Origin of the sequence: Chryseobacterium sp. CH21, assembly GCF_004119445.1 — a bacterium.
Lineage (GTDB): Bacteria > Bacteroidota > Bacteroidia > Flavobacteriales > Weeksellaceae > Chryseobacterium.
Map to the genome: position 1 here is coordinate 34,677 of NZ_QICI01000034.1, position 26,506 is coordinate 61,182.

General features: G+C 35.0%; 19 protein-coding genes, 8 tRNA genes, 1 other RNA gene and 1 pseudogene. 24 read left to right on the forward strand and 5 right to left on the reverse strand.

Features of this window, described 5'->3' with window-relative positions; translation table 11 throughout:
- Window position 1: 1 nt before the first annotated feature.
- The gene (locus BOQ62_RS05525; RefSeq protein ID WP_129037800.1) at window positions 2–1,564 is read right to left on the reverse strand and encodes a T9SS type A sorting domain-containing protein; all 1,563 of its coding nucleotides are present in this window, start codon (window positions 1,562–1,564) and stop codon (window positions 2–4) included.
- A 1,208-nt stretch (window positions 1,565–2,772) separates the two neighbouring features.
- On the opposite strand from BOQ62_RS05525, the gene BOQ62_RS05530 reads away from it, so the two are divergent.
- Window positions 2,773–3,855: a hypothetical protein gene (locus tag BOQ62_RS05530; RefSeq protein WP_129037802.1), complete on the forward strand. Its 1,083-nt coding sequence runs from the start codon at window positions 2,773–2,775 to the stop codon at window positions 3,853–3,855.
- 27 nt (window positions 3,856–3,882) lie between these two features.
- Window positions 3,883–4,593: a GNAT family N-acetyltransferase gene (locus BOQ62_RS05535; protein ID WP_129037804.1), complete on the forward strand. Its 711-nt coding sequence runs from the start codon at window positions 3,883–3,885 to the stop codon at window positions 4,591–4,593.
- A gap of 466 nt (window positions 4,594–5,059) precedes the next feature.
- Here BOQ62_RS05535 and BOQ62_RS05540 read toward each other — a convergent pair whose 3' ends face one another.
- The 3 genes from BOQ62_RS05540 to ssrA all read right to left on the reverse strand — a co-directional run bounded on the left by BOQ62_RS05540 (window position 5,060) and on the right by ssrA (window position 9,221).
- Window positions 5,060–7,528 carry a S8 family peptidase gene (locus BOQ62_RS05540; protein WP_129037806.1) on the reverse strand — a complete coding sequence of 823 codons (2,469 nt, stop codon included), beginning with the start codon at window positions 7,526–7,528 and terminating at the stop codon, window positions 5,060–5,062.
- Window positions 7,529–7,532: 4 nt separating this feature from the next.
- Window positions 7,533–8,543: an AAA family ATPase gene (locus tag BOQ62_RS05545; protein WP_126652426.1), complete on the reverse strand. Its 1,011-nt coding sequence runs from the start codon at window positions 8,541–8,543 to the stop codon at window positions 7,533–7,535.
- A gap of 276 nt (window positions 8,544–8,819) precedes the next feature.
- Window positions 8,820–9,221: a transfer-messenger RNA gene (ssrA, locus tag BOQ62_RS05550) on the reverse strand.
- A 270-nt stretch (window positions 9,222–9,491) separates the two neighbouring features.
- On the opposite strand from ssrA, the gene rpsU reads away from it, so the two are divergent.
- The 15 genes from rpsU (at window position 9,492) to BOQ62_RS05625 (ending at window position 19,933) form a co-directional block, all read left to right on the forward strand.
- Complete coding sequence (rpsU, locus tag BOQ62_RS05555) at window positions 9,492–9,689, forward strand: 30S ribosomal protein S21 (protein ID WP_045501128.1); 198 nt, start codon at window positions 9,492–9,494, stop codon at window positions 9,687–9,689.
- A 78-nt stretch (window positions 9,690–9,767) separates the two neighbouring features.
- Window positions 9,768–10,655 carry a tyrosine-type recombinase/integrase gene (locus BOQ62_RS05560; protein WP_129037965.1) on the forward strand — a complete coding sequence of 296 codons (888 nt, stop codon included), beginning with the start codon at window positions 9,768–9,770 and terminating at the stop codon, window positions 10,653–10,655.
- Window positions 10,652–10,942, forward strand: coding sequence for an HPF/RaiA family ribosome-associated protein (locus tag BOQ62_RS05565; RefSeq protein WP_034693158.1), 291 nt, complete (start codon window positions 10,652–10,654; stop codon window positions 10,940–10,942). Before BOQ62_RS05560 ends, BOQ62_RS05565 begins: the two co-directional genes overlap by 4 nt.
- Window positions 10,943–11,051: 109 nt before the next feature.
- Window positions 11,052–11,125, forward strand: a tRNA-Thr gene (locus tag BOQ62_RS05570).
- 18 nt (window positions 11,126–11,143) lie between these two features.
- A tRNA-Tyr gene (locus tag BOQ62_RS05575) sits at window positions 11,144–11,224 on the forward strand.
- An 87-nt stretch (window positions 11,225–11,311) separates the two neighbouring features.
- A tRNA-Gly gene (locus tag BOQ62_RS05580) sits at window positions 11,312–11,384 on the forward strand.
- An 88-nt stretch (window positions 11,385–11,472) separates the two neighbouring features.
- A tRNA-Thr gene (locus tag BOQ62_RS05585) sits at window positions 11,473–11,546 on the forward strand.
- 20 nt (window positions 11,547–11,566) lie between these two features.
- Window positions 11,567–11,647: transfer RNA gene (locus BOQ62_RS05590), tRNA-Tyr, on the forward strand.
- An 86-nt stretch (window positions 11,648–11,733) separates the two neighbouring features.
- Window positions 11,734–11,806 (forward strand) — tRNA-Gly (locus tag BOQ62_RS05595).
- A 39-nt stretch (window positions 11,807–11,845) separates the two neighbouring features.
- Window positions 11,846–11,917, forward strand: a tRNA-Thr gene (locus BOQ62_RS05600).
- Window positions 11,918–12,168: 251 nt separating this feature from the next.
- Window positions 12,169–12,849, forward strand: coding sequence for a response regulator transcription factor (locus tag BOQ62_RS05605; protein WP_105701271.1), 681 nt, complete (start codon window positions 12,169–12,171; stop codon window positions 12,847–12,849).
- Window positions 12,850–14,214, forward strand: coding sequence for an ATP-binding protein (locus tag BOQ62_RS05610; RefSeq protein ID WP_129037808.1), 1,365 nt, complete (start codon window positions 12,850–12,852; stop codon window positions 14,212–14,214). It abuts the gene before it with no gap.
- Window positions 14,215–14,433: 219 nt separating this feature from the next.
- On the forward strand, window positions 14,434–15,675 hold the full coding sequence (locus tag BOQ62_RS05615; protein WP_129037810.1) for a TolC family protein: 1,242 nt from the start codon (window positions 14,434–14,436) through the stop codon (window positions 15,673–15,675).
- A 4-nt stretch (window positions 15,676–15,679) separates the two neighbouring features.
- On the forward strand, window positions 15,680–16,765 hold the full coding sequence (locus tag BOQ62_RS05620) for an efflux RND transporter periplasmic adaptor subunit (protein ID WP_129037967.1): 1,086 nt from the start codon (window positions 15,680–15,682) through the stop codon (window positions 16,763–16,765).
- A gap of 69 nt (window positions 16,766–16,834) precedes the next feature.
- Window positions 16,835–19,933, forward strand: a complete 3,099-nt coding sequence (locus BOQ62_RS05625) for an efflux RND transporter permease subunit (RefSeq protein ID WP_129037811.1) — start codon at window positions 16,835–16,837, stop codon at window positions 19,931–19,933.
- An 84-nt stretch (window positions 19,934–20,017) separates the two neighbouring features.
- On the opposite strand, the gene BOQ62_RS05630 is transcribed toward BOQ62_RS05625, so the two are convergent.
- A complete protein-coding gene (locus BOQ62_RS05630; protein WP_129037813.1) occupies window positions 20,018–21,520 on the reverse strand; it encodes a DUF4394 domain-containing protein in 1,503 nt (500 codons plus the stop codon).
- 322 nt (window positions 21,521–21,842) lie between these two features.
- Here BOQ62_RS05630 and tuf point away from each other — a divergent pair.
- From tuf to BOQ62_RS05665, 7 genes and pseudogenes are all read left to right on the forward strand, one after another.
- Window positions 21,843–23,053: pseudogene (tuf, locus tag BOQ62_RS05635) on the forward strand (elongation factor Tu).
- Window positions 23,054–23,112: 59 nt separating this feature from the next.
- A tRNA-Trp gene (locus BOQ62_RS05640) sits at window positions 23,113–23,183 on the forward strand.
- A gap of 12 nt (window positions 23,184–23,195) precedes the next feature.
- Complete coding sequence (gene secE, locus BOQ62_RS05645; RefSeq protein WP_002976410.1) at window positions 23,196–23,402, forward strand: preprotein translocase subunit SecE; 207 nt, start codon at window positions 23,196–23,198, stop codon at window positions 23,400–23,402.
- A 20-nt stretch (window positions 23,403–23,422) separates the two neighbouring features.
- Window positions 23,423–23,965, forward strand: a complete 543-nt coding sequence (nusG, locus tag BOQ62_RS05650) for a transcription termination/antitermination protein NusG (RefSeq protein ID WP_002976412.1) — start codon at window positions 23,423–23,425, stop codon at window positions 23,963–23,965.
- Between the two features lie 424 nt (window positions 23,966–24,389).
- Entirely contained in the window at window positions 24,390–25,010 is a 621-nt protein-coding gene (locus tag BOQ62_RS05655; RefSeq protein ID WP_129037815.1) for a hypothetical protein, read from the forward strand.
- A 10-nt stretch (window positions 25,011–25,020) separates the two neighbouring features.
- Entirely contained in the window at window positions 25,021–25,668 is a 648-nt protein-coding gene (locus BOQ62_RS05660; RefSeq protein ID WP_129037817.1) for a hypothetical protein, read from the forward strand.
- Window positions 25,669–25,674: 6 nt separating this feature from the next.
- A complete protein-coding gene (locus BOQ62_RS05665) occupies window positions 25,675–26,343 on the forward strand; it encodes a hypothetical protein (protein ID WP_129037819.1) in 669 nt (222 codons plus the stop codon).
- The last annotated feature ends 163 nt before the right edge of the window (window positions 26,344–26,506 follow it).

Here is a 26,506-nt window from a genome sequence, read left to right on the forward strand (position 1 = left end):
ATTATTTTTTGATAAGCTTAGCATTTGCTGTTTTATTGTTGTCAGCTTTTACAGTCACCAAATAGATACCTTGAATTAAGCTCTGAGTATTTAATTTTGTGACTTTATTAGAAGTTATAATATTCTGAAGTTCTCGACCGCTCATATCATAAATTTTAACCTCAGCAGTTTTGAAAGTAAAACCTATATCAATGTAAGCGAAATCTGAAACAGGATTAGGGTAAATTTTAATATCATATTGTGGGAGAAGATCACTCACTTGTTTATCTCCCAGTTTTATAATCTTCCAGTTCTCCATTCCAAGCTCTTGTGCACTTGTACCTGCAAGTACAATAGAACCATCCTTATTCAGTTTTAAATCAGAAAGTCTTTCTTCTTTTTGCCTAGATTCTCCCTTGATATATTTTCTCCACGATTCATTCCCATGCTGGTCAGTATAAAGCAGCCAAAACGTTTCATCATCCTGTTCTATTCTTCCCTCAGCTTGTGTATAACCACCTAATAAAATTCCTTTCGTAGATTTGTCATCTGTTGAATGAAGAACATTCATACCCATAATTATATCGCGATTCCCAAAATTGTAGGATTTCTGCCATTGCTCTTCCCCTTTTTCATTTAAATAAATGAGCCAAAGATCTGTTCCTTCTTGAATTCCAACCGTTTTATTTCCTGACCGCTCAGATCGGGATTCTCCACCGATCAAATATCCAGAAGAGGCTACAGCCAATGTTCTTATATGATCATCTGCTTTCCCTCCAAGGTTTTTTTCCCATTCAACTTTCAAATTTTTATCGATCTTTATAACCCAGAAATCTCCTTCTCCATAATTTTCCGTATTCTTTGTACCTCCTGCATTGCTTCGGGAGTATGCTCCAAGTAATGCACCTCCATCACGGGTTGGAATCATCTTTTGCACTTCATCTAATCCTTTTCCGCCTAAAATAAGCTGAGATAATTCTTTTCCGTCTTTATCTACTTTTGTAATTAGTACATCTTTAGAACCGTAACCCTTTGAATCCTGAGCTTGTCGAAGAGTTATAACATTCCCAGCAATAAAAAATCCTAAATCTGTAGTTTGAATGACGGCTCTTACTTCTTCATCTGATAAACTTCCTAAAGTTTTCTGCCATAATTCATCTCCAAATTCATTGATACGTATGAGCCAGATATCCGAACCTCCTTTAGAATCTTCTTTTTTATCTAGCCCCTTTCCCGAGTAAGAAGTTCCCGCCAACAGAAATCCTCCATCCTGTGTAGCGACTGTTGCTGATAAATAATCATGATTTTCTCCTGAAAAGTATTTTTCCCAGACTTCTTCTCCCTGTTGGTTCAGTTTAACCAAATGGAAGTCATAACCATTGTTTTGTTTACTAACTTGTTGTAATTTTTCGCTCTGAATAGAGCTTCCAGTAATCAGGTACTGCTGATCTATGGTAGTAGTAACCTGGCTTAGAAAATCCTGAGTACTGGACTTTATATCACGCTGCCAGATCACTTCTGATTCTTGGCCGGAAACGCCTAGAAATGTACATATGGTAAATGCACTGAAATAAAGTTTTTTCATTGTTTTTAATTTTTTTTTTGGTTTAAAACTAGTCTCAATAAGGTGTACTTCACCTTTATTGATATGACTCTATGCGACAGGAAAAGTTTATCCTGATGGGTAGAATGTTTTCATATTGGCTTGTTTTTAAAAATGGTGATATAGCCTGATTAAAAAATCAGGATTTACTTATTTAGTCACAAAGACCTTAGGCTTTATAGCCCTACACGGAAGAAGAAAGGAAATTTCTTATACAGTGCATACAAGAAATTAAGTTAGAGGGACATAATTTCTTTTCTCTCATTTGTCTCGGTTTCCCAGCAGCGAACTTAGGTACTATTGCTTCTTTAAACAATCCGTAAAATCACGGTATTTTATAATATTATGTTGAGAAATAAAATAAAGTAGTTTCATATTTTTTCATTTTAGATTGGTGGTTTTGTAATGGCTTACATCTAATAACAAAGCTATCACTTCATAGCGACAGATCATGTCGTATTATATTATAACTCCGAAAAATTTCTCTTATTTTAAAAAAAAGAAAGGCACGGAGCTAAAGTCAATTTGTATTAGAGGTACCGCTAAGAACCCAGCAACCAGAAAGACTCCGCCCATGCCCCTATAGGATCACACGGGCGTAAGTCTGTCATTTAAGGTTGCTTTGAAAATTAGCGGTTTTCTAATACCTAAATAACAGCTTACGCTTGTTTCGTTAAAATTATTGAAGCTAAGATATAACTATTTTTTCAACCATAGATGAGGGAAACCGTAAAATCTGTGATCAATAGAATTGGAGGAAATAAACTCCATAAAAAGAAAATATTAGAAAATAGAAAGACTTATAGTATAGAAATTCCATAAATTCGACAGATTTGCAAATTATTAAGAGAATTTAAGTCTTTACAAAAAATATCATTAAAATTATAAATCTAGCAATTTTAAGTAGAGAAGATATAATAATTCTTAGGAAAAAATGTAAGTTTGTTATTATGTCCATGTATGTTACAAAGATGGTTCAGAATAAAAATAAAAGCACCTATTCAAGAGATTCAGGAAAACTATTGATAAGAATGGACCTAATATCAAACTGTTTTTACCGATGGATACGTTGGTAGTATTAAAGAAGAAAGAGAAGATGTTTCAAACAAACTTTTTGAATGATCATATATTTCAAATTTTATAAATATAAATTATCTTGACAAAGAATCTGACTATAATTTTGAATAATTATGAGAGATAACTTTACATCTAAAACAAAAGAGATTTTAGCAAAACGAGTGGCTTGGCGCTGTTCGTTTCCAGGATGTGGAAGAATTACTGTTGGAGCTGGTCATAAAGGTAATAATACTGTAATAAATTTAGGCGAGGCATGCCACATTTATGCTGCTGCTCCACTTGGCCCACGCTATAATGAATCTATGTCTCAAGAACAAAGAAGTTCTATTGATAATGGCATATGGTTGTGTAAACATCATGCAAAAATTATTGATTCTGATTACTATAATTATTCAGCAGAGACATTAATTCAATGGAAAATTCTTGCAGAAAAAAAGGCTTTTAATTTATTAGAAAATTTAGAGAAAGAAGTATTATATCATATTCCAACAACTTTTGTTGCTATTGGTAGTAATATTGTTATTGACGCAATTTGGAGATCTGCCAATGATGGAGTATGGATATTTGAAATTGTAAGCTTTATCCTTGGAGACATTAATGATGTCATTAATTTTAATGATAATGAATCTGTAATAAATAAATATATTATTATAGAAACACAAGGAGATGGGAGACTAATTTCAGGAAATCTAAACTGGGAATTCTTAGATAACAAATACACAGTTTCACTATCAACTTTCGAAAAATCTCAACGAACAACTCCTTACAACTTGGCAGATATATCAATGGGTTTTGAATTTGAAAATGGAGATTTTAAATTGGTGAAAGGAGAAGATGCTGCCAAGCAAGCAATAATGATCGCACTAAGTACAAATTTTGGCGATATGCACCATACACCTTTATTTGGCTCTTTTTTCTCATATTACTATTGGAGATTTAAAGATGATATTGTAAAATTAGAGCGACTAATAAAACTCGAAATTTCAAGATTAATATCTATTCCGTCTCAAGATAGACTAAATGGAGATGATAGTCCCCCACTAAATTTCATTAATAGGATACTAAAAATTGAGATAGTGAGTTTAGAATTAATTGATTTACAAATCCCTATTAAATTTAAACTTGAATGGGGAGATGGTAAATGCTGGGAGAGTTTAATTGAAATTCAAATTGGAGAAAAAAATAGATTTTTTTAATTTATAATACTATAACTAACCAATAAGATGGAAAATATAAAAATATCTTTTAAGCCGACAGAAAAAAATTTGTATGAAATTAAAAGTTGGATCGATTACCCTGAATCTAGTATGAGTACTATTTATAATTGTTATAAAAATAGCTCATTAATTGTTGCAACAGTTGATGATATAGCAATTGCATATTATGCTCTTAACATAAAAGAAGTTAGTGTTTTTATTTCGTTAGCAGAAGTCAAAACTAATCTTAGAGGTAATGGCATTGGGAAGCTAGTTCTTAATGAAATAGAAAAGAATCTACAGCATAGTAAGTTCAAAACATTATATTTATATTGTTCCCCAAAAGAATCTCAATTCTATTGGAAAAAGCAAGGTTTCGATTATTTTCCTGAAAACTCAAAGAAGAATAGAACTGATAAAGTAGAGATGTTTAAACTTATCAACCCTGTTCTCCAAATTGATAATGGTATTAGTATAGAGGGAGAGGAATATTTAGAAGTTTGGAATGATAAAAGTTGTTATGTAGAAAGTCAAAAACCTAGTTGGAAGTGGAAGATAGAATATTTAAATGCAGAATCAAGTATTTTAAAGGTTCCCTTTGTGTTTTTCGGAGATAGAAACTGGAAGATAAGATGGAGTAGGGGTAGTACAATTTTAAAAGAAAGTGACTATAAATATTTTGATAGACGAAATGAAGTCAGTGAATGTATGTACATAGAAAAGATGCCTAATCCCTAGAGAATCTTATGATACTCTAAATTTAATAATTAATATGAGAAGAACTATCATCTTTCAAAAATATTAAATCTGGATTTCATATCAATTTAAAAGACAGTGAATAGGATTTTTAAATAAAATGAAAGAGTTTGCCCCCCCCACTTTTTCAGTAAAACACTTCAATGAATTTTATGACTGTATATCAGTTTTTTATAACTATTTTCTGTTTCATTGATTATATTTAAAAATTCGTTGACTGAATATGTAGAGAGGTCAGGTATAAATTTACTTTGAATACATTTAGTTTCTCCAAAAGAGTTACTTACTAGTAATCGTAACAACAAAAATTCACTTATATCTTTATCAATGCAATAAATGTAGTTTTTGTGTTTCTTTTCAAAATGATTAACTGTGGACATTTTATAACCCATATCTTTTAGATCATTACCAAATAAAATATTTATACTTCTTTTCATTTGCTTATTATTTATACTGGGAGTTCAATTTCGTTTTCAATTCGAATTGCTTCATAAATTTCCAAATTTGAATTTAAGATTTCAATTGATACTACTAACGAATATGGGATTTCACTGTTAGATTTATCCCAGCCTTTATGACCTCTAATAGCGAAATTAATATCTTCTGGCAACTCATGCGATTTTATTATAGTCCAGTCTTTTTGAACAGTACTATTCGTTCTGCTAATTCCATCTACCTCGCCTCTTTTGTCACTTTTTATTTTCCAGTTCCAGCTTGACATCGCATTTCTAAAATCTCTGTCATAAGTCGTTACTTCATTTTCAATTTCTTTAAGAACATAGTCTTTAAATTCGTCAAACACTTCTCCAACTTTAGAACTTGTCCAATCTAGCCAAGAAGACAAATAAGATTTAGTTTTCTGTCTTGTTCTTCTTACTTTTGCAGTGTAAGAAACAGTCACTTCAATTAATATATCATATTCTTCTGCAGGAGACCTTAAAAACTCTGGAATCTTTAATGAATAAATATGTCCTTCTTCTGCCCTAATATTTCCAGTGTTATAAAAAGTTATACGTTGCTCATTATTTTTCGTTACCCTTTCCAGAGAAGGTATGCCGTAACCGAAATGTTTTATGCTAGTTGCAGAAGGGTTTTCAAAATATGGTTCCGGCAATCTAGCACCTTGCACTACTAATCCTCTTAATAAATTTACATTTTCTTCAGGATAAAGTTTCAAGAGTTGCGAAACAATATATGAAACTTTTGGAGTTGCAAATGAAGTTCCTACAATATCATTTCCAATTGCTGAACCTCCGTGTAAAGTAGAGCGTACTAGTTCTGGAGATAGTTCATTTTTAATTGAAACAATATTACCTATCTTAGAAATTCCTAGTCCTCCACCATATTCAACAACATCTGGTTTTATCATTCCCCATATACCCGTTCCAATTCTTGAAAAGGGCGATATAGTATTCTCATTTCCTAACGATTTAAAATCATCATCATCAAACGATATATGATTTATTGATCCTACAGTAATAGCAAAGCTACTTTGCGCAGGATTTGCAATTCTACAAAAAGGTTCATTTAAATAATCCGGATAATTTTTTCCTTCTTCTATATAGCGATTAATACCAAAACCTCTTTCATCACTAATTGAAATATTTCCAGCAGATATTAAAAATAGTATGTTTTTTTCATTTATAAGTGTGTCAATCGTGGCTGCCCAAGATGACATATGTTTAGTCCTAGATGGTAAACAAGAATTTACGGAAAGGTTAAACACTCTACAATCTTCATTGTCAGCAATTATTTCCTGCATTAGTTGGGCAGGAAGTTTATCCGTAAGTTTATTATCCTGATTTAAAATTCTTAGATTTCTTATATAGCAAGGGAGTTGATACGGATTGGAGACATTACTAATGCCGTATGGGTACAAAATTGCTCCTGCTACACGAGTTCCGTGCCCCCCACCTTTTACATAATCTGCCGTAGAAGTGTCTCCGATAATATAAGATTTTGAGTTCTCAGAAATTATAGCTGAGGAAATATATTTATTCCCTTCCATTATACCACTATCAATCACTCCTATTTCAGGGGCGTTTTCTTCTGGTTCAATAATTTCAATTTCGAATATTTCAGTTTCTTCAGATTCTGAATTTACACCTACAATTTCATCAACCTCTGAAACTTCAAAAACAAAAGGATAGTTTAATACTAAGTCTTTTAGACCCTTTCCATTAATTTCAACTTCGCAACAAAAACTATCTTCCAAATCAATAAGATTGCTGGTAATAGTACCGTAGTAATTAATAAATTCTTCAAATTCATCTTGTCTTTGAAGAAACCTTTCATCACGCGCGATAAGTTCTTGAGTATGTTTTTCCAACCTTCCTACATAACCCTGCTTATTTGGATCTGGGGCTTTTGCCAGCGGTTTGTCAAATGCAACCCCAATCTCTAATTTATAAATAGTACTTTCATCAACACTTTGCCATATAGATTTTAAATAGTCCGAAAGTATATGATCAGGCTTCCATTGATTGCCATCTATAATTTCCCAAAATTCTGCTATTTGACCTCCTCCGTGTTCGGCAATTAAAAATTTATTTATCTTTTCGTCCAAAGACGCAAAACTATCTAGAGAAGCACCTATAATATAACCATCATCTTCTTCTGAAATTATTTCTATTCCAAATTGTTTTAAATCAAAATCGTAATTAATTAATTTTGGATTTATTTTAAGAAAAATAGGTATAATATCAGCATCTAGAGGAGCCAAACCATTTTGTTCTCTTACCGATAATTCATTATTCCAATCAGTCTTTAATTGAGTAGTTTTGTTCAGTAAATTACCAGAATGACTTCCTCGATTACGCTTATTTTCCTCTGTAATTGGGTTATTGTTAGGGCCTCCATTTAAACGAGGTTTCCCTGAAACCTTTTGAAGGAATTGTAGATGAGGGAATTTTTCCATAAAACTATTTGTTAAAAGCTAAGTTTTCCTCCAGTGCTTTGTCCAAATCATTTACAGAAATATCTTTGCTAGAATTTATAATAGATTTTTTTGCGGCATCATTTGCTATTTTAACAACAAGTGCATATGATAATCCTTGCATCTTAGATGCACATTTATTAAGATCAATCTCTTTACTAAGTCTTAGAGCTGAAAATGTTATTTTAAGTAAATCAATGATTTCATTTTCATTTGGCCTAGGTAATTCAATGATTTCATCAAACCTTCTAAATAAAGCCTTATCTAAACTACCTTCTAAATTTGTTGTGGCGATTAAAATTCCTTGACCTTTGTACTCTTCCAGAAGTCCTAAAACTATGTTGACAATTCGGTGGATTTCTCCAATATCATTAGATTTTGAATCTCTTTGCTGTCCTATAATATCAAACTCATCTAAGAGCAATACGCAAGGGTAGTTTTCGATACTTTCAAACAACTTATTGAGATTTGAAGCTGATTCCCCTAAATAAGAAGAGATTATTGTGTCGAAACGAACTTTATAAAAAGGTAGGCCTAAATCCCAAGCAATTCTTTCAGCTGTCATACTTTTTCCGCACCCTGAACTACCATATAAAAGTATTTTTTGACGGGGTCTAAGACCGTGGTGAGCTAATCTTTCTCTTGCTATATATTCTTTTTCAATCCTCAAAACTTTTTCTTCTACAGAAGGGGCAAGAACCATATCGTGTCTTAAAAAATCATTTTCGATATGAGTAGCTAGAGGTAACTTATACCTTCTGTCCGCAGGAATAGAAAATGTTTCGTCTTTACTTTTAGTGAGTTTTAATACTTGTGATCTATTTGGTTCAATAACTTTTGCAAGATTGCCTTCTAAAATTGTATCAAGTCTATCTGCCAATTTCAAATGTCCCTTTTTTCTTTCATCCTCAATAATAGAATAAGCTATCCTTACCAGAGGCTCTTCTTTGTTGCCTTCGATAGATTTAAATAATCTGGTAAGTAGGGTCTGGTTCATAGATTATGTGTAATTTTAAATTGCAAATTTAAGCATTCAAATTTACATTCTAAATATATAATAATTTAAGGTAAATTAAAAAATAATAATCCACCTCTTAATTTACAAAAAAACTTTATCTAAATGAGCTGATTGGATTGCAGCTTAAATAATGTGAAATCTCGTCAATTAATAAGATATCTGCGTAGCTATTGACAAAATTCTACAATTTGAATTAGCACCTTAACTGGCATCTAAGATTAGAAAAACCTGTAAATTAGTGGTTTACAGGTTTTAAAGTGGAGTTGGAGGGATTCGAACCCTCGTCCAAACAAGCAATACATAAGCTTTCTACATGCTTATTCTACCATTGGTTTTCGACTGATAGCAGAGGATAGACACCCAACTACAAGCTTATCTTCTGAATTTTTCGAGCTTTAGCCAAAGCTTCTAAAGCCTTATTTCCGCATTCCTATATCCCAGAATCAAACGCCGCAGAACAGAGCATTTGTGGAATATCTTGCTTCCCTACTGAAATCTTCGGGAAAACGCTTGATCTACTATACTTCGATATTAAGCTGCAAGAGCGAACTCTTCGTTGCCAGTTAAAATTTTGTAGCAAGGGATTATAGAGATCGCGCTACGGTTCTCTGCATGCTTACTTACCCATTGGTCTTGCTGTCGAAACCAGTCAACCCCATGAATAAAGTGAATGCAAAGATAATGCTTTTTGTTTACATTTCATTAATATGCGTGTTTTTAAATGAGAATTGATCATATATTAAATGAATTGAATTCGTTGGAATTTGAATATGTAGTCATTGTGGATAAAAAATTTATTATGTGTTAACTGCCTTTAATACTGGGTTTGTTAAAAGACTTCATGTGGAGTAGTCATTGTTTGTAGTATTATATTTTGTGTTGTGAGAAAAATTGTTTAGTTTTGCAATCCAAAATGAGATGTAAAATATGTTAATAATTCCAGTAAAAGATGGTGAATCCATCGACAGAGCTTTAAAAAAATACAAGAGAAAATTTGATAAAACAGGAACTGTTCGTCAATTAAGATCTAGACAAGCTTTTATCAAGCCTTCTGTAACTTTGAGACAATCTAAGTTGAAAGCTGCTTACAAGCAAAGAGCGCTTAGCAAAGAAGAGCAGGCTTAAGATTTTTTCTTAACCATATATTAATTCACTTCTTAAATTCTTATATTTGAGGAGTGAATTTTTATTTTTATACCTATGATGCTGGAAAAGTTTTTAGAATACTTACAATTCGAAAAAAGATATTCTCCTCATACCGTTACAAGCTACAAAAAAGACCTTGAAGACTTTTCCCATTTCTATCTTCGAACAGAATCCTCCGACAATTTAGCCAAAGCAGACAAGAAAATTATCCGAAATTTTATTGTTGAACTAAGTGAAAATGATATTTCCAAAAGAAGTATCAATAGAAAATTGTCCTCTCTTCGTAGTTTTTATCTTTATCTTTTAAAAATAGGTGAAATTAGTGTTTCTCCTACAGAAGGTATCTCTTCCCTAAAATTTTATGCTGAAAAACAGATTCCTATGTCTAAAGAGGAAATGGAAGACCTTAATGATAAGGTATTTGAACAGATGCATGATGTGCTTGAAAAATGTATTATGGAGGTGCTTTATCAAACAGGGATGCGTAAAGCTGAGCTTTGTGGCCTGATATTTGAGAATGTTGATTTATATGGAAATGAATTAAAAGTAATAGGAAAGGGAAATAAAGAAAGGGTAATTCCTATTTCCAATGAATTGTCTGAACTTCTTAAAAGTTATCTGGAAATAAGAAATCCACAGACAGAATTTAAATCATATTTTTTCGTGAATAAGAAAGGGAAAAAACTCGGTGAAAAATTTGTTTATGTGGTAGTTAATAAGTACCTTAGTCTTATAACAACGAAAGAAAAAAAAAGTCCTCACATCCTTCGGCATAGCTTTGCTACACACGTTTTGGATAATGGGGCGGAGATCTCCAAAGTGAAAAAAATATTAGGGCATTCCAGTCTTGCCAGTACTCAAGTCTATACGAATGCTAATATTGAACAATTGAAAAAAGTGTTTAATCAGGCTCACCCTCGAGCATCAAAAAAAGAAGAATTATGAAGATTTCAGTTCAATCAATTGGTTTAACACCACACGAACCACTAGAGTCACACATTGACAAAAAAGTAAGCAAATTGGATACCTTTTATGACAAAATTCAGGAGTGTAAGGTATTTTTAAAAGTAGAAAATAACGCTGATAAAGCCAATAAAACTGCTGAGATTATTTTGGCGGTTCCGGGAGACGATATTGTAGTAAAGAAGACATCCGCGAGTTTTGAAGAAAGTTTGGATCTTTGTGTTGATACAGCTAAAAAGCTACTAATCAAGAAAAAAGAAATGGCTTAGAAAAAAAAGTTAAAAAAAGTTTATAAAATATTTGAGAATTCAAAAAATCCGTTCTATATTTGCACTCGCAAAAAAGGAACAGCGATCTTTTGAATTCTTTTTTATATTTGCCTCCATAGCTCAGTTGGCCAGAGCACGTGATTTGTAATCTCGGGGTCGTGGGTTCGAATCCCTCTGGAGGCTCATAAAATATAAACTTTTGGGGAGATTCCAGAGTGGCTAAATGGGACTGACTGTAACTCAGTTGCTTCGGCTTCGTAGGTTCGAATCCTGCTCTCCCCACTTTATATTTTTATAAAAAAACTTGCAAGATTAAATAAGTTTTCTTAGTTTTGCACAGCGTTTACCAATAGTTTTGGAAACAAAATTGCGGAAGTAGCTCAGTTGGTAGAGCGTCAGCCTTCCAAGCTGAATGTCGCGGGTTCGACCCCCGTCTTCCGCTCAAAAAATTACCTGATAAAAGTGATTTTTTTTAACACTGAAATCTGTAGAGTAGAGTTTCTCAATCAATTTCAGTCTTTTATTAAAATGCCTCCATAGCTCAGTTGGCCAGAGCACGTGATTTGTAATCTCGGGGTCGTGGGTTCGAATCCCTCTGGAGGCTCATTTTAATATAAAATATCTGGGGAGATTCCAGAGTGGCTAAATGGGACTGACTGTAACTCAGTTGCTTCGGCTTCGTAGGTTCGAATCCTGCTCTCCCCACATTTTATATTATTAAAAAAGTTGCAGGATTAAATAAGTTTTCTTAGTTTTGCACAGCGTTTACCAATAGTTTTGGAAACAAAATTGCGGAAGTAGCTCAGTTGGTAGAGCGTCAGCCTTCCAAGCTGAATGTCGCGGGTTCGACCCCCGTCTTCCGCTCAAAAAAATCACGCTACTCAGTGTGATTTTTTAGTTGATGCCGACTTAGCTCAGCGGTAGAGTGCTTCCTTGGTAAGGAAGAGGTCACGGGTTCAAGTCCCGTAGTTGGCTCTCGATTTTCCCGAATTTCTTCGGGATTTTTTTATGCCCAAACTTATTATAAAAAATAAAGGAAAATCAATTTTATCCTTAAGAAGATCTTATCGTTAAACACTTGCTTAGGTAAGATGTCTAATTTACTCCATCTTCAACATTTTCACTCATGTATTTTAAATATTGAATTTGATGCCTGAAAACTTTTAATTCCTCTATAGAATAACAATCATAAAATTTTCGTTAAATTCGTGTAAAATAAATTTTTGATGAATATTCTTTTATTAGAAGACGATCTCATTCTGTCTGCAGAACTTTGCAGATTTTTAGAATCAAATAATTTTAACTGTGATAAGATCTATGACGGAGAAACTTTTCTCCGCCAGATAAAAAATAATACTTACGATCTCTATCTGCTGGATATTAATGTTCCAAAAATAAATGGACTTGATGTCTGCCAGACGATCCGTTCTTTTGATAAAAATACTCCCATCATCATCATTTCTGCCTATGGAGATATTTCTGATAAAAAAGATGCTTTCACCCGATTGGCTGATGATTATCTTGTAAAACCATTTCAGTTTGAAGAACTTCTTTTAAGAATTAATTCTTTGCTGAGACGGAAAGCTCCTTCTGATAATTCCGATCAGGAGATCATAAGAATTGATGATCTTATTATCAACAAAACAGAGCAGAAGGTCTATCGTGGAGGAAATGAAATAACCCTTACTTTAAAAGAATTTCAGCTACTGGTTTACCTTGCAGAAGCGCAGGGAAGAACCGTTTCAAAGCAGCAGATTACAGAACATGTATGGGAACACAATTTTAATACGAATACCAATACGGTAGAAGTGTATATCAATTTCCTGAGAAAGAAAATTGATAAAGATTTTAAAATTAAACTGATCCATACCCGTTCTGGATTCGGATATTACTTAAGTCCATTATAAATGTCTTTAAAAAGAAAGATAGCTTTAACGATCAGTATCGCCTTTTCATTACTTTTTGGAATGGTGATGGCCGTTATTTATTTATCTTTTAATGATTTTAGAAGGGATGAGTTTAAAGAACGATTCAGGCAAAGGCTTGAATTTACTTCCCATTTTATTTCAAAATCTAAAGATTTTGAAGAAGAGGCACCTGTTTTTTTCAATGAAAATTCTGATAATATTCTTTTAAATGAAAAGATTTTAATTTTCAACGAGAAAAAAGAATTGATCTACAGTACCATCAAAGACCGGAATGTCATCTGGGACAGTGCAATGCTTAAAGAGCTGGATAAAAAGAAGGTTATCTATACCGAAAAGACCGTTCCGGAGATCTATGCCGCACTCAGGACAATTAATGGAGAAAACTATTATATCCTTACAAGTGCCTTTGATACCAATGGAAAATCAAAGTTGGGATATCTTAAATATCTTTTGGTTACAGCCTATGTGATGAGTACGATGCTTATTGGTTTCTTCAGTTATTATTTTGTGGAAAAGTTCCTTCGTCCGTTGGAGGATCTGAACAAAGAAATTTCTGAAGTTACAGCTCATAAACTGACCACACAGATTCCTGTTGAACAGTCTAATGATGAAGTGAGCGTTTTGGCAAAATCATTTAATACAATGATTGGAAGGCTGGATGATGTATTCCAGTCTCAAAAAGATTTTACGGCCAGTGCTTCCCATGAGATCAGAACTCCTATAACAAGGATGGCTTTTCAGTTGGAGAACCTGATTAAGTTTGAAGAACATTCTCCTGAAACATTGTCTTCTTTACAACAAATTCAGAGAGATGTATACCAGTTGTCGGATTTGACGAATTCACTTTTACTCCTTACAAAATTTGATAAAGAAAATATCCAGAGTATTTATGAAGAAGTGAGGATTGATGAAGCTATCTTTGAAGCTTTTGAAGCAGTAGAGAAAAGTTATCCACACCTTAAGCTGGATTTCATGATTAATGAAGACAGTTCAGAAAATGCTTTTTTGACGATAAAAGGGATTCAGTCACTACTGGTGATTGTATTTATTAATTTGTTTAAAAATGCAGCTGTATATTCAGATAATTCCGAAGTGAACGTCATGATTACTGAAACCAATGAGAATCTTTCCATTGAAGTTATTTCCCACGGAAATACCATTTCTGAAGAAGAGCAGACGAAACTATTTGAAGCTTTTACAAGAGGAAATAATGCCCAAAATATATCAGGATCAGGACTTGGTCTTAGAATTGTAAAAAGAATCCTGGAATATCACGATGCTGATATCATATATTCTTCTCCTAAAGACTATATTAATAAATTTACCCTGTTTTTTAAAAAATAGAAATAAAAGCAACTGAATACAAAAAAGCAGTTGCTTTTTTGTTAAACTCTGGATTGGATTTTTAATACAAAATTCAACAATTGGAGAAAAATATACTTTATTTCTTCAATGGATTTTCTTTGAAACGGTCTGTTCAAGCCTATTTTAATATTTTTTTAAGCGTCATTTAAGTTTCTTTTAATCGCATCAAAGCAATTTTGTATTTTAAAAAGAAAAATAATGAACAGAATTGCAGTGCTGTGCCTCGCCGTTTCCTCATTCGTGGCGGCACAACAGCAGATGTCTCTTTTGGAATGCGAAGAATCTTTTCAGAAGAACAACCTCCAGCTGCTCGCCGAACAATACAACATTAATATGGCTGATGCGGATATTCTGCAGGCTAAAATCTGGCAATTGCCCCAATTGAGCGGGCAGGTTAATGCATATAACCCTAAGGATAAAAAGCTTTTTGATATAGCACACTCAAAAGGAGCAGGAGTTACACAGTTGATCTATATGGGAGGTAAAAAGAAAAATGAAATCGCTTTTGCCAAATCCAATAAAGAACTTGTCCAACTTCAGTTTTCACAATTGCTGGTTGATTTAAGATCCCAGCTTCGTTCTGCCTATTTCAATCTTTACTACGAAAAACTGAAATTAGAAAATACCAACAGGCAATTAGGGTATATGAATGAACTTTTAAATGCCTATCGTGTACAGTCGGCAAAAGGAAACGTTTCCCTTAAAGATGCCGTAAGATTACAAAGCATAGTAATTCAGCTGAATCATGATAAACTGGAGATCAATAAAAATATTCTTGATTTTGAACAGAATTTAAAAGTTTTAACAGGAGTTTCAGAAGAAATAGAACCAATAATGTCGGAAGCCGAAGCCAAAGAAGCTCTGGCAGCACAGCCATTCGGTGATGAAAATGAACTGAAAAGCAAAGCGCTGGAAAATAATGCTGATTATCAGTACAACTTGAAACTCATAGATAACAGTAAGCTGTATGCACAATGGCAGAAATCATTGAATGTACCGGATCTTACGGTTGGAGCAGCATGGGATCAGGCAGGAGGAACTTTTAATAATGAAACGAATCTGACTTTGGGAATTCCTTTGCCTTTATGGAAAGCAAATCAGGGGAATGTGGTGAAAGCAAATTATGCCATTCAGCAGAATCAGAAAAATGCAGACTTTCAAAAGCTGACCCTTGAAACGAAAGTTCAATCTGCTTATAAAACCTGGAAAGCACAATATGATCAGCTTCAGGATGTAAAAACCACAGATCTCCAGAATATGGAACTTGTCTACAACGGAATGCTGACCAATTTTAGAAAAGGAAATGTAACTCTAATTGAATTCACAGACTTTATGGACAGTTATAGAGAGACAGCCCTTCAGATCTATGATATGAAAAATGAAATCATGCAGTCGGCGGAGCAGCTTAACCAACTAATACAAACGAAAATTTTCTATTAAAATGATGAAAACATATATTATCCCCGCATTGATGGTCCTTTCATTAATAGCCTGTTCCAAAAAAGAGGAAGAAAAAAATATTCACGCCAAAAAAGGATTTGAGCTGAGTAACACGATGCTCAGTTCTATTTCTTTAGCAAAAGTTGAAAAAAAGAATATAGAAGATGAATACAGCTTTTACGGGAAGATTTCTGCAGATAAAAACAGTTATATAGACGTTTATCCGCTGGTAGGAGGGAATGTGATGAGTGTAAATGTAGAATTGGGTGATTATGTGAAAAAAGGGCAGATACTGGCAACCATAAGAAGTACTGAGCTTGCAGAAATTCAAAAAGATGTAAGCGATGCAAAAACAGATTTGGTAGTGGCTAAAAATAATCTTCGTGTTTCTAAAGAACTTTACGAAGGAAAACTAAATACGGAAAGAGATGTCCTGGAAGCCAAAAGCCAGTTACAAAAAGCCGAAGACCAATTGCAGAGAGCAACAGCAGTGAGCACCGTTTACAATGTGAAAACCGGAAATATCTACAGTGTTGTAGCACCTATCAACGGTTATATTGTTCAGAAAAGTATCAATAAAGATATGCAGCTGAGAAGCGACAGAAGTGATAATATCTTTGATGTAGCCAATACCACTAATGTATGGGCCATCATGAATGTCAACGAATCTGATATTGATAAAATTAACCTTGGAATGAAAGCCCAGGTATCCACACTTTCTTATCCGGATAAAATTTTTGACGGAAAAATTGATAAAATATTCAAGATTATTGATCCCCAGACCAACGCCATGCAGGCCAGAGTGGTATTGGATAATGCCAATGGACTGCTGATTCCGGATAGTAAGGCTACGATAAAAGTTTCCAGCCTGGAAAACAATACTACATTGGCGGTTCCATCCAAAGCCGTGATCTTTGATGATAATAAAAGTTTTGTAGTGATTTTTAAATCCAGAACAGATGTGAAAATCAGAGAAATCAAAGTATTGAAACAGGTAGGAGAGGTCACCTATATTGCAGAAGGCCTGAAAGAAGGAGAAGAAGTGATTACTAACAATCAGTTGCTGATCTATCGTTCACTGAATAGTTAGTCTTATTAAACCATTAAGAATGTTCACATTTTTCTTTAACGGCTTTTTTAGGTCATCAATGTATCAATCATGAATAAATTCATAAAAAATATAATCGCTTTTTCATTAAAAAATAAAGCATTTACCTTTATCTGGGTAGCGATTTTAGCCATCTCTGGTTTTATAAGTTTCAAAAATATGCCTATTGAAGCTTTTCCGGATGTAACCAATACCCAGATTGTCATCATCACTCAATGGAATGGGCGTAGTGCAGAAGAAGTAGAACGTTTTGTCACTACCCCCATCGAATTGGCGATGAGCCCGGTTCAGAAGAAAACAAGTGTGAGAAGTACCACCATGTTTGGACTTTCCATTGTTAAAATTCTGTTTGACGATGGGGTGGATGATACTTTTGCCAGAAATCAGGTCAATAACCAGTTAAGAACCATTAGCCTTCCTGATGAGGTAGACCCCGAAGTACAGCCACCCTACGGGCCAACCGGTGAGATTTTCAGATATACCCTGGAAAGTAAAACAAAAGACTCCCGAACCCTGCTTACCCTCCAAAACTGGGTGATAGACCGTGCTTTAAGAGGAGTTCCGGGTGTTGCAGATATCAACGTTTTTGGAGGACAGGATAAAGTTTTTGAACTAAGTATCGATCCGAGAGCATTGGATAAATACAACCTGACTCCCCTTCAGGTATATGATGCTGTCACGAAAAGTAACCTGAATGTAGGAGGAGATGTGATTGAAAAAAATGGCCAAGCCTACGTAGTAAGAGGTATTGGTCTCGTAAAATCAGTAGCGGATATTGGAAATATTACCATTCAGAATGACAGTGGAAACCCTGTTTTGGTAAAAAATGTAGCAGAAGTTCATGAGAGCTCTATGCCTAGAGTAGGGCAGGCTGCGCTGAATCATCATGATGATACGGTGGAAGGAATCGTTGTCATGAGAAAAGGGGAGAACCCAAGAGAAGTCTTAATAGGAGTAAAGGCTAAAATTAAAGAACTTAACGAAAAAGTACTTCCAAAAGATGTCAAGATGGTTACATTCTATGACCGCGACAATCTGATGGATTTTACAACCCACACCGTAATGCACAACCTTATTGAAGGAATTGTACTCGTAACGGTAATCGTTTTAATATTTATGGCAGACTGGAGAACAACCCTGATTGTTTCCATCATTATTCCTCTGTCCTTGCTGTTTGCCTTTTTATGTTTAAAACTGGCCGGGATGAGTGCTAACCTGCTTTCATTAGGAGCGGTAGACTTTGGAATTATCATTGACGGAGCCGTCGTCATGGTGGAAGGCCTCTTCGTAATGCTTGATCATAAAGCGAAGCGTTACGGAATGGAGAAGTTTAATAAACTCGCAAAAGGTGGCTGGATCAAGCAGACCGGAACCGGATTAGGAAAAGCGATCTTCTTTTCAAAATTAATTATCATCACCTCTCTGATTCCTATCTTCTCATTCCAGAAAGTGGAAGGGAAAATGTTTTCTCCTTTGGCTTTTACACTGGGATTTGCATTAATGGGAGCTTTGATATTCACCTTAACATTGGTTCCTGTTCTTTCACACATTCTTTTAAATAAAAATGTAAGAGAAAAAAATAATCCGTTTGTTAACTTCTGGGACAGAATCGTTTTAAAAGGCTTTAATTTAACATTCAAGCACAAAAAGATGAGTATGATTGTGGCAATTTCCTTTTTGGCTGTCACTTTATTCTCAGGTAAATTTTTAGGAACAGAATTCCTTCCGCAATTGAATGAAGGGTCATTGTGGATTACTGCAGAAATGCCAATGAGTTCCTCACTAAAAGAATCTCTGAAAACAGCAGATCTTTTAAAGAAAGATATTATGAGCTTTTCCGAAGTGACAGATGTTCTGGCACAAACAGGAAGAAGTAATGACGGAACAGATCCCAACGGATTCGGATTTGTACAGTTCGCCGTAAACCTTAAGCCAAGGGAAGAATGGAAACGTAAAATTACTTACGATGAATTGATCAATGAAATTGACAAAAAGCTAAGAAGTTATCAGGGAATTACTTTCAATTATTCCCAACCTATTTCGGATAATGTAGCAGAAGCGGTAGCTGGTTTTAAAGCAGAAAACGGAATCAAAATCTATGGTGATAATCTGGAAACCCTGGACAAGCTAGCTCATGAAGTTTTATTAAAGATTAAAGATGTAAAAGGGGTAAAAGATCCGGGAATAATTAAAAATATCGGCCAGCCGGAAGTAAGTGTTGTTTTGGACAGAGATAAAATGGCCGCTTACGGAGTAATGCCCGCAGATGCACAAGCTGTATTGGAAATGGCGTTTGGAGGAAAAACGGCTTCAGAAATGTTTGACGGGGAAAGAAAATTCCCGATCCGTCTTCGTTATTCCCAGGAATACAGAACCAATGAAAATGATATTGCCGCTTTGATGGTTCCTACACAGGATGGAGCAAAAATTCCATTAAAAGAAATAAGTACCATCGTTAAAGACAATGGAGCCGCATTTATTTACAGAGACAATATCAAACGATATATTGGAGTTAAATTTTCCATTCGTGATCGGGATTTGGGAAGTACAATTGCCGATGCTCAGAAAAAAGTGGAAACCATTGAACTCCCGGACGGGTATTCTGTAGGGTGGACAGGCCAGTTTGAAAACCAACAGCGTGCCTCGCACAGGTTGGCACAGGTAGTGCCTGTGAGTATTTTAATGATTTTCTTCCTGTTGTTTATTCTGTTTGGAAATATGAAAGATTCTCTTCTTGTATTAGCGAATGTACCATTTGCTTTGATAGGAGGGATTATAGCCCTGCATGTTACCGGAATCAATTTTGGAATCTCTGCCGGAGTAGGGATGATTGCCCTTCTGGGAATCTGTATCCAGAACGGGGTAATTCTTATCACGGAGTTTCACCAGAACGTTAAAGAGGGGATGGACATAGATACTGCGATATTAAATGGGGTAAAATCCAGAACCAGACCTGTAATTATGACAGCTCTTATGGCTTCTATCGGATTAATGCCGGCAGCTTTGTCTACAGGAATCGGATCGGAATCCCAGAAACCTCTGGCAATTGTTATTATCGGAGGACTGATTACCGCAACAGTGCTTACCCTGCTTATTTTCCCGATTATCTTCTGGATCTTCAACAGAACGAAAAAGCTCAGCCAAATGTAAATTATCTTTCATTTATATTAGTCAGAAGCGCGGAAAACAAAGTTTTCCGCGCTTCTCCATTATTGAAATAAAAAAAGGATGAGTTTAAAATCCTAACCCCACTGTAAAAGCTTTTACGGTATTTGGGTAATCGGAAACAGAAGTAGCCGCTCCGGTTGTTGTATTAATAGAGTAAATTTTTGTAGAAGAACCTATCGATGCCATTAAATAAGCTTTTTGGCTCATACTCCCAATATCAAAACCATTAGCATTGGTAATGTTGATTCCTAAAGAACCGGTTTCAACTAAAGTTCCGTTATTGGGTGGGTTTTGCTGATACAATTTGTCTGTATTATGATCAATGACAAATAGAGTAGTTGAGGTGGCTCCTGCAATGTTATTCGTATAAGCAGCAGCACTTATCATTGGACTTCCCGGATTTAATGCAAGATCTACGGCCGCAATTGTTCCGTCATTAGGATTAAGGCGGAGATTTTGTCCTGTATTACTCACGACTCTTATTCTGTCCACAGTGGGATTAAAGTCAAATCCGAAATCAGTTCCGGAAAGCAAGGTTGAGAATGGAGAAGCTCCCACAGCAGTAGCAGCACCTGTACCTAAATTAATCGTATACATTCTGCTTGAGCTTCCCAAAGCATACAATTGTCCGTTGGCAGGACGGAAATCTATTCCTAAAATATTCTCACCACTTTGTAATCCTGCTATTGTTTTTGAAACAGGCATCGGACTGTTTGGATTAAAAATTTGAAGATTATTTGAATTATCAATTGCATAAGCTACCGGTTCAGTAGGAATAGCAATATCAATCACTGCCTGTTGAAGAGAACCAATATAGGTTGCCTTGCCATTATTCAGATCCAGAATATGAAGTTTTTCATTTAAAGATAATAGGGCTGTGCTGTTATCATATTTGATGTCAAAAGCAGACTGCCCTGTAAAAGTGGTTCCAAGACTTCCTACCTCTACTAAAGTTCCATTGTTGGGAGGATCCTGTTTGTATAATTTTCCTAGCATCGGATCAATGTCATATAAAACAGTAGTGGAAGCTCCAGCCTTACTGTTAGTGTATGCTAATCCCGTTATGGAAGGGTTTCCTGTTCCGTTAATATTGAGATCGGTGGCAGCAACAGCTCCGGTTTCCGGGTGTAAACGCAGATTTTGTCCGGTATTACTCACTAAACGGATTCTATCAACAGTTGGGTTGAAATCAATGGAAGCTATTGTTCCGGAGATCATGGGCGTAAAAGCAGTTGAGCTTACCACTCTTGCTGAAGCATTAGAGGTATTGATGATATATAATTTGCTGGCATTTGATAATGCGTACAATTCTCCCGTGGCGGGTCTGAAATCGATGCTTAGCAATTTTTCTCCGGAGGTAACCCCTGTTACCGCTGTTTTTGATGAGAAAGTTTTGGGATTATTGGAATTAAAACAAACCAGTTCATTCATTGCGGTAATTCCATATACCATAAGATCCGGGCCTTGAGGTGTCATATTTTCTGGCATCATGTTTTCCTCCGAATTATCGCAGGAAAATAATATTGTAGTAGCCAGCAGGGCTAAACACATGTGTAATAGTTTTCTCATAATATTAATTTTTAGTTGTTGTTTTTATATGTACGAGAAAAAGATAAGAATGGATTTACGAATATAATTATCAGTTTTTTTTTGTTCTATATTGTATTCATAATTAATGAGATAGTTTATAATTTTAATAAAACATTTCTAAGGATTTTTTTCAATCCGGAAAAATGTGTAAATTTGCAGTCTCAATACGTTAAATATAAGGTTTGTCCTTCACTGGATGAGAATATTGAAAGTTTTTTTAATAAAAAGTTTTTGGTATTTAAAAATTCATTATATTTGCACACCGAAAATTTGAAAAACAATAAATAAATAATTTTAAATCATGGCAAAGGAAACGTTTAATCGTAACAAACCACACTTGAACATTGGTACTATTGGTCACGTTGACCATGGTAAAACTACTCTTACAGCTGCTATTTCTGCTGTATTAGCTAGCAAAGGTCTTGCTGAGAAAAAAGACTTCTCTGCAATTGACTCTGCTCCAGAAGAAAAAGAAAGAGGTATTACTATCAATACTGCTCACATCGAATACGAAACTGAAAAAGACACTATGCTCACGTTGACTGTCCAGGTCACGCCGACTATGTTAAGAACATGGTAACTGGTGCTGCTCAGATGGATGGAGCTATCGTAGTATGTGCTGCAACTGATGGTCCTATGCCTCAGACTAGAGAACATATCCTACTTTGCCGTCAGGTAAACGTACCTAGAATCGTTGTTTTCATGAACAAAGTTGACATGGTAGACGATCCTGAGTTGTTAGAGCTTGTTGAAATGGAACTTAGAGACTTATTGTCTACTTACGAATTTGACGGAGATAACTCTCCAGTAATTCAAGGTTCTGCTCTAGGTGCTCTTACGGCTGCTACTGCATCTCCTGCTAACACAGAAGATAAGTGGTTCAAAAGCGTAGAAGAATTAATGGATGCTGTTGATACTTGGATCGAGCAACCACCAAGAGATACTGATAAGCCATTCTTGATGCCAATCGAAGACGTATTCTCTATTACAGGTAGAGGTACTGTAGCAACTGGTAGAATCGAGGCTGGTGTTATCAACACTGGAGATCCAGTTGATATCGTAGGTATGGGTGACGAAAAATTAACTTCTACTATTACAGGAGTTGAGATGTTCAGAAAGATCCTAGATAGAGGTGAAGCTGGAGATAACGTAGGTCTATTGTTGAGAGGTATTGAAAAAACTGACATCAAGAGAGGTATGGTTATCGCTAAGAAAGATTCAGTTAAGCCACACAAAAAATTCAAAGCTTCTGTTTATATCCTTTCTAAAGAAGAAGGTGGACGTCACACTCCATTCCACAACAAGTACCGTCCTCAGTTCTACGTAAGAACTACTGACGTTACAGGTGAGATCTTCTTACCAGAAGGTGTAGAAATGGTAATGCCTGGTGATAACTTAGAGATCACTGTAGAATTGTTACAACCAATCGCTCTTAACGTAGGTCTTAGATTTGCAATCAGAGAAGGTGGTAGAACAGTTGGTTCAGGTCAGGTTACTGAAATCATAGACTAATCATCTTAAAAATATAAAAAGCTTCCGTAAGGAATTTCTTTACGGAGCTTTTTTTAACTACGGGCATCGTCCAATGGTAGGATACCGGTCTCCAAAACCGTTGATCAGGGTTCGAATCCTTGTGCCCGTGCAAATATAAATTATGAGTTCATTTGTCGATTTTTTAAAAGGTTCTTATAACGAATTCAGACATAAGGTTGAATGGCCAAAATGGGCTGACCTTCAGTCTTCTACAATCGTAGTGACTATTGCGACAGTGATTCTGGCATTATTTACCTTTGGAGTTGATGAATTGTTTTCAAAAGCAATCAGCAACATAATAGGAATGCTAATCAACTTGTTCAATTAATAATTAAGTATTTTCCCATAATGAGCGAATTGAAATGGTATGTGCTGAAAGCTATCAGCGGACAGGAAAATAAAGTGAAAAACTATATTGAGACAGAAATCAAACGTCTAGGGTTTGAGCAGTACGTTACTCAAGTGGTTATTCCTATGGAAAAGGTAATCCAAATTAGAAACGGTAAAAAAGTTCCTAAAGAAAGACCTTACTACCCTGGCTACTTGATGATTGAAGCTGACCTGATGGGAGAGATTCCTCACGTTATCAAGAATATCCCTGGTGTTATTTCTTTCTTAAGCTTAACAAAAGGCGGTGATCCTGTTCCAATGAGAAAATCTGAGGTTAACAGAATGCTTGGAAGAATGGATGAACTTTCAGAATTCGCAAGCGATGTTGAAATTCCTTATGTAGTAGGTGAAAATGTGAAAGTAATCGACGGACCTTTCAACGGATTCAATGGTACAGTTGAGAAAATCCTTGAAGACAAAAAGAAAATTGAAGTTTCTGTATTGATCTTCGGTAGAAAAACTCCAATGGAACTTAGCTACATGCAAGTAGAAAAAGTATAATAATTACTTATTAAAGATATAAAAAGACTGCTATTAAGCGGTCTTTTTGCTTTTATAACATTCTCGTTAATTGATAACAGATGAAAAATTGTTATATTGATAATTTTTTTTCAAAAAAAGTATCCTTTTTTTGAAAACTCTATTTAAATGGTAGATTTTTTGTGAATACTTCTACAAAGAGCTTTGCTTCAATTCAATTATCACGTTGTTGGGATTAAATTTATTTTTCTCCATCTGTGTCTTTGTACTGTTGTTAATTTACTGGCAGATGGCATACTTATTGTAACATCCTGTAAACTAATCCAACGATTTTTATATTTTTTTTCATACACTTTTTGCAGGTGTATAGTAGCCTTATTTTTATTTAAAAAATATAGGATCTGGATTGGTACTCAAAACACAAGTTTTAAATAAACACAACCCAATGACAAAAATTATTTCGATGATCATTTTGGTGGGCACCTCCATGCTCACAAGTGCTCAGGTTGGTATAAATACTACCACACCTGAAAAAGAACTTACCGTGAATGGTACAATGAAGACATCAGGAATTGTTTTCAAGCAACCCATGGAAAAACTAAAAGCAGATGAAAATTACACTTTCATTATCAAATCTCCTGCTCCGGAAAACAAAATTACTGCGTACAATGATTCTTTTGTGCCTAATTCACCGGCACCTATTAATCTCATTCAGTTCAAAATTACCTGTGACCCTTCAGATAAGGATTGGGTCAATCAATTTGACACCTTGATCAATTCCAACAAGTTTTTGGTGGTGATCTCTTCTTTTGGATTTACACAGCCTACAAGAACTTTTTCTGCGGACTGGCTTACTCCAATGCCTCAGATTTTTGCTTATTCATCAGAAGGAACATGGAAGCTGAAGGCCGATTACCAGGGATTCGCACCTGATAACTCTTTTCCTACAGGAGTCTGGACATTAAACTTATTGGTGTTTGACAGATCATATGCCAAAGATTTTAGCCCTACACAGAACCTTAATGCTTCAACTACAGGTGCAGCAGCGGCTCCGTTAATTCAATAAAAAATACTCTATGAAAAAAATTATTGCAATACTCTTTACTGGTTTTACTGCTTTAAGCATGAATGCACAAGTAGGAATTAATACCAAAACACCTAAAGGAACTCTTGATGTAGAAGGTGAAACATTGGTTGAATCCTATTTAATAGATACTGAAAATACGAAGGCAAACGGAAACTATCTTCTGCTTACCCGTTCTAAAGATACTTCACCGGTAGGTAAGGTTAAGCTGTTGGATATATCGCTCCGTAATGTAGCCCCTGTAAATATGTATAATGTTGTATTGACCAATGTGAGACAGGATGAAGTGGTGAATCTCAATACAGGATTAGAGGTTAATAAATATGTAGTGGCAATTACAGGTGCTGTTTTTACAGGAGCGGTGTCAGCGGCGAATACGACAACAACTCCTAAATCGTTTGGTTCATATGCAACTGAGGTTACGCAGGTAACCAGTGGAGGAAAGAACTACCATGCCATCAACCTGGCTTTTAAAGGAGCCGGAACTGTTTCTTCTCAAAATGGAACATGGACCCTTACTTTGAATGTCTTTGAAAGATCATTAGTTAAAGACTGGGGAACTTTCAATGGTTCTGTTTCTGCGTCCGCTTCACCGGGATATTCAGGAGTATCAACTAACACGCCTCTAGGGCTTCAATAAACAAATATGAAAAGGAAAATTTATATTACAATAATCATGTGCCTTGGGATATTTTTAAATGCCCAGATAGGAAAAGTAGGGATAAACACAGCAAACCCTGCAGAAACACTAGACGTCAACGGAAAGACCTATACGAATTCTTTATATCTGAGAAATCCGGGAGAACCTACTATGACAGGAGGTAGCTTCTTGGCGACTTCACAGAATGGATTACAATTATACGATCCGGCTTTAGAAAGCAGTGGATTATTTAATTACATTAAGCTTACCCTTACCGGTGTATCTGGTGCAGGAATTGCAGATTATGACACCAAAATTGATGCAAACAATTTTCTGGTTATACTTCACAACTATTCATTCAAACTGAATGACGGAACTACGAATGTAATGCTTGATTATGGAGACAATGGAGTGAATGATAATAAACAGGGGTCTCCGGAGGTTGTTGCCTTTAAAAATAACGGAACTTGGCATATAAAAGCAAGATTTACAGATAGCAGAATTATTGCAACAACTTCTAACCCGCCACCAAGGAATTATAATAATTTTACTGTTGATCTTTATCTGATGGCATATAGAAGACTGATTGAAAAACAAAATATCAGTGATATCAATGCCAACCTTGGAGGAACTGATGGTTCTACCCAAACGATTAGTAAGCCTTCTGGTTTTTAATAAGTTTTTACTTTTATAATTATATCAAACGACTATTTACTTTAAATAGTCGTTTTTGTTTTCTTAACGGGGATTCAAAAAAAGATTGAAGGTATCTTAAAAAATATTTTCTTAAACTTTTTAAAAATCAGCAATTTCCGTTTGCTATTTCAAAAATATTTTA

What these genes read in the sequence shown, in the direction of transcription:
- BOQ62_RS05525 (WP_129037800.1), bottom strand. Translation starts at nt 1,564, where the DNA reads ATGAAAAAACTTTATTTCAGTGCATTTACCATATGTACATTTCTAGGC.
- BOQ62_RS05530 (WP_129037802.1), top strand. Translation starts at nt 2,773, where the DNA reads ATGAGAGATAACTTTACATCTAAAACAAAAGAGATTTTAGCAAAACGA.
- BOQ62_RS05535 (WP_129037804.1), top strand. Translation starts at nt 3,883, where the DNA reads ATGGAAAATATAAAAATATCTTTTAAGCCGACAGAAAAAAATTTGTAT.
- BOQ62_RS05540 (WP_129037806.1), bottom strand. Translation starts at nt 7,528, where the DNA reads ATGGAAAAATTCCCTCATCTACAATTCCTTCAAAAGGTTTCAGGGAAA.
- BOQ62_RS05545 (WP_126652426.1), bottom strand. Translation starts at nt 8,543, where the DNA reads ATGAACCAGACCCTACTTACCAGATTATTTAAATCTATCGAAGGCAAC.
- rpsU (WP_045501128.1), top strand. Translation starts at nt 9,492, where the DNA reads ATGTTAATAATTCCAGTAAAAGATGGTGAATCCATCGACAGAGCTTTA.
- BOQ62_RS05560 (WP_129037965.1), top strand. Translation starts at nt 9,768, where the DNA reads ATGCTGGAAAAGTTTTTAGAATACTTACAATTCGAAAAAAGATATTCT.
- BOQ62_RS05565 (WP_034693158.1), top strand. Translation starts at nt 10,652, where the DNA reads ATGAAGATTTCAGTTCAATCAATTGGTTTAACACCACACGAACCACTA.
- BOQ62_RS05605 (WP_105701271.1), top strand. Translation starts at nt 12,169, where the DNA reads ATGAATATTCTTTTATTAGAAGACGATCTCATTCTGTCTGCAGAACTT.
- BOQ62_RS05610 (WP_129037808.1), top strand. Translation starts at nt 12,850, where the DNA reads ATGTCTTTAAAAAGAAAGATAGCTTTAACGATCAGTATCGCCTTTTCA.
- BOQ62_RS05615 (WP_129037810.1), top strand. Translation starts at nt 14,434, where the DNA reads ATGAACAGAATTGCAGTGCTGTGCCTCGCCGTTTCCTCATTCGTGGCG.
- BOQ62_RS05620 (WP_129037967.1), top strand. Translation starts at nt 15,680, where the DNA reads ATGAAAACATATATTATCCCCGCATTGATGGTCCTTTCATTAATAGCC.
- BOQ62_RS05625 (WP_129037811.1), top strand. Translation starts at nt 16,835, where the DNA reads ATGAATAAATTCATAAAAAATATAATCGCTTTTTCATTAAAAAATAAA.
- BOQ62_RS05630 (WP_129037813.1), bottom strand. Translation starts at nt 21,520, where the DNA reads ATGAGAAAACTATTACACATGTGTTTAGCCCTGCTGGCTACTACAATA.
- secE (WP_002976410.1), top strand. Translation starts at nt 23,196, where the DNA reads ATGAGTTCATTTGTCGATTTTTTAAAAGGTTCTTATAACGAATTCAGA.
- nusG (WP_002976412.1), top strand. Translation starts at nt 23,423, where the DNA reads ATGAGCGAATTGAAATGGTATGTGCTGAAAGCTATCAGCGGACAGGAA.
- BOQ62_RS05655 (WP_129037815.1), top strand. Translation starts at nt 24,390, where the DNA reads ATGACAAAAATTATTTCGATGATCATTTTGGTGGGCACCTCCATGCTC.
- BOQ62_RS05660 (WP_129037817.1), top strand. Translation starts at nt 25,021, where the DNA reads ATGAAAAAAATTATTGCAATACTCTTTACTGGTTTTACTGCTTTAAGC.
- BOQ62_RS05665 (WP_129037819.1), top strand. Translation starts at nt 25,675, where the DNA reads ATGAAAAGGAAAATTTATATTACAATAATCATGTGCCTTGGGATATTT.